The 2,648-nt window shown below is 35.0% G+C and carries 4 protein-coding genes; all 4 read right to left on the minus strand.

The genetic code is table 11. The features are described from left to right. Positions 1–529 (minus strand): hypothetical protein (locus M6D81_RS31290; protein WP_262681562.1); only part of this gene is annotated, 529 nt, incomplete at its 3' end. 320 nt (positions 530–849) lie between these two features. Continuing rightward, the gene (locus M6D81_RS31295; RefSeq protein WP_262681568.1) at positions 850–1,197 is read right to left on the minus strand and encodes a VOC family protein; all 348 of its coding nucleotides are present in this window, start codon (positions 1,195–1,197) and stop codon (positions 850–852) included. Positions 1,198–1,496: 299 nt separating this feature from the next. After that, complete coding sequence (locus tag M6D81_RS31300; protein WP_262681564.1) at positions 1,497–1,997, minus strand: hypothetical protein; 501 nt, start codon at positions 1,995–1,997, stop codon at positions 1,497–1,499. A gap of 277 nt (positions 1,998–2,274) precedes the next feature. Continuing rightward, positions 2,275–2,648 (minus strand): NUDIX hydrolase (locus tag M6D81_RS31305; protein ID WP_262681566.1); only part of this gene is annotated, 374 nt, incomplete at its 5' end.

The following is a 2,648-nucleotide window of genomic DNA, read 5'->3' on the forward strand; positions in this document are numbered from 1 at the left end:
AAAAGTATATTCCTTTTTCTCTTAATTTCAGTAACTTATCAGTTGGTATGCATTTTTCCAAATCACCATTCTCTACATTCATATTCTCACTATCAATATATACAACAAAATCATCTGTAATATTATTGAATATTTCTTTCCATTCATATTCATTCAATTTCATTGAAACTTTATTCATAACATCTATACATTGCTTCCACCATTCGCCATAGTACTCATTTGGATCATACATATTTATTAATCTCTTCTCTTTCTCTTTTAAATGAGTCACTTCCAAATCATTTTGATATTTATATGGTTGTTCCCCAGAACTCCAAGCCATATGTATTCCACCTTCTTCAAAATTAGCTTCTCTAACATCCTCGAAACCAATTTGAATTAACCCTACTAGTGGATCATAATCACTCCTGTAAATTGCTACAAAACATACTTTCTTGTCATCAGGGATTTTAATTTTCTTAACTGCATTAGGGATTAGTACTAATAGGTCTTCAATTATTTCTTGTTTTAATTCATTTTCTTCAACCATGAATTTTTAGCTCCTTGTCCTTTATATATTTCCTTACAAATAGCGTATTTCGGATAATGTTCTTGTATTCACGAAACCTTACTGCCTTAAACGACCGAAGGGAGTAGCCGCGACGTGATTAGGCAGTGCGGAGTTGTCCGGTTGAATTGGCTTCGCTGTTACTGAGCAACATCTTCGGAACCACTTCTTCCTACTCGGCCGGACCAAGGAGCGACAGCGACGCTTCGGTAATACGATATTATAAGATGTTGATGCCTTTTTCGAGATATCTTTACTATTCAATTATCTCCCTTTAACTCAATCAAATGAATTACAACTCGTTATTTCTCCCAAAGCTCGACCAGTCGACCTTCAGGATCTTTAATCCAAATAAACTTTCCAAATTCACTAATCTCTTTTTTCTTTGCAAGAGGTACTCCAATATGTTCGAGATGCTTAATAGTCTCGTCTAGATTATGTACTTGGAAATTCAACATCACTTGTTGTGCTGTTGGAAAATAACTGTCATCCTCGGTAAAGAAGGAAAAGATAGTTTCATTTCCTAAGTGAGGTTTTATCACCGTCCCATTCCAATTTTCTATTTCAATCTTCAACACTTCACTGTACCATTTTTTTATAACTTCAAGATCCTTAGTTCTCCAAAATATTCCTCCGAAACCTTTTATCATCGTATCCAACTACTTTCTATCATCAAATTTTTAGCATCCCATTACATTAGATATTCGAGATTTGAAATTAAGTTCCTTTTTCAACTATAATGCCACTGTCAGTTAGTTTTTCTATGAGGAATTGGTTCTAGTTTTTGCGCCGATTTCTAATAACGTCCCTTGCATTCACGAACCCTCACTGGCTTCAGTGACCGGAGGGAGCCATCTTCGATGTGCAAACACTACTTTGAATCACCTCTGGGACGGAGGGCCAATGCTTAAATACGGTGTTAGGCGATGGAATTGGCATCCTCGAAATACTAGAAATTAGACTCTGGCCATTCTTCAACAATAAACGACTTTGTATATTTCAAACCAAAATATTTGTATTTTACAATCACTTTGTCGATCGGTTCAATTTCATTTATTCTTATTCCAAAATGTATTGGGGAATCCTTTTTATTCATTTTTAGTTTCTTTTCATTAGGGCTTAGATCAGGGCTTATTTTTTCTTTATTTATTTCAAGAAATTTAATATTAGGATCCTCATCTAGTCCTGAACCTCCCACTAAGTGAGCTGTGTAACTAACCCCTAATTCGACTTTTACTGGATTCTTATTGTCATTAACAAACACATCTATTAATTCTACATTGGAAATCCCTTTGTTAATAACCTCTAAAATTAGTGTCTTACCATTGTCTTCTTGAGTGATACCATTCACTTTAATTGGGTTCTGATTTAACGATATAATGATAAGGACCAGTACTATGATAAGGATAATTATGCTTAAAAGCAGTGGAATTTTCATTCTTGATATCATTTTTGTCACTCCTAAGAGTTACTTCAAAAAAATAGCTTATTTCGCTGGTTCTTTCACCTAATAGCTTAAGCAGCGAATCTGGTCAAGCACTAACCGGATTGCCGGGTAGTTCCATCACTTTGCCTAGTAAGGTGTTCGGCTGAATAATTCCCTGCTATGAATCCACTTCTTCTGAATTTACTTCTTATCGCTTCGGCCGGACCAAGGAGCGATAGCAATGTAGTGTGAGTGTATTATCTCGGAAGGTGCTTTGAGGTACCCAGATGTTTCATGCTTATTATATGTTGTAATTATGTTTCGCTACGAATTCTTCAATAATTACAATATGGCTCTTCACTATTTTTTCTGGAAGATTATTCAAACTGAAAAATCTAAAGTCCAAAGATTCTGATTTATCAACCACTAACTCACCCTTGTAATCATTTGAATAATAAGCGACAGTAACCGTATAAAACTCATCGCCATTAGGTGCCTTGATAAAATTTTCAGGTCCCGAATAAACGTTTATTAAGTGTAATTCCCCTATTATTAGTTGAGTTTCTTCGAGCAGTTCCCTTCTTGCCGTTATCTCAGTAGATTCTTCTAATTCCATTAACCCTCCTGGAATTGCCCAATATTCTTTAGGATGTTTCCTTTGTTGTAATAATATAT

The organism is Paenibacillus sp. J5C2022 (genome assembly GCF_025567625.1).
Lineage (GTDB): Bacteria > Bacillota > Bacilli > Paenibacillales > Paenibacillaceae > Pristimantibacillus.

What these genes read in the sequence shown, in the direction of transcription:
- M6D81_RS31300 (WP_262681564.1), bottom strand. Translation starts at nt 1,997, where the DNA reads ATGATATCAAGAATGAAAATTCCACTGCTTTTAAGCATAATTATCCTT.
- M6D81_RS31295 (WP_262681568.1), bottom strand. Translation starts at nt 1,197, where the DNA reads ATGATAAAAGGTTTCGGAGGAATATTTTGGAGAACTAAGGATCTTGAA.